The sequence below is a fragment of the Oleiphilus sp. HI0067 genome (assembly GCF_001635735.1).
Genome location: NZ_LWFI01000770.1, coordinates 1 through 325, shown reverse-complemented (window position 1 = coordinate 325; position 325 = coordinate 1). Strand labels below are relative to the sequence as shown.

Below are 325 nucleotides of genomic sequence, written 5' to 3'. Positions count from 1 at the left end.
AAGGTATCCCTGACAGTTAATGCCTTGGCGAGAACCCATACATCAAAGCCATCTAGCATGCCGCTAATGTTTAAATAAGCAATGCTTGAAAATGCTATGGCACTTAAAGTGAATATTGAGCCAAAGTACACGAACGGTTTTGCTCGCTGTTTGCTCAGTGATAACCATAACAGGCTGATCGCAATTATTAGGCATAAAACAAGCACAAGGGCATAGGTAATATCACGATTTTGAGTAGCGAGTTGCGTTATTTCTGCTCCCAAATAACCGGGTAATATATAGGCTGGAGCCCATGCGATAGCTGAAAGCAGATTGATAAGAATAA

Annotated in this window: 1 pseudogene; it reads right to left on the bottom strand. The window is 41.2% G+C overall.

Annotated elements, in window-relative coordinates:
• Positions 1-325: pseudogene (locus tag A3739_RS30800) on the bottom strand (hypothetical protein); the annotation flags it as partial.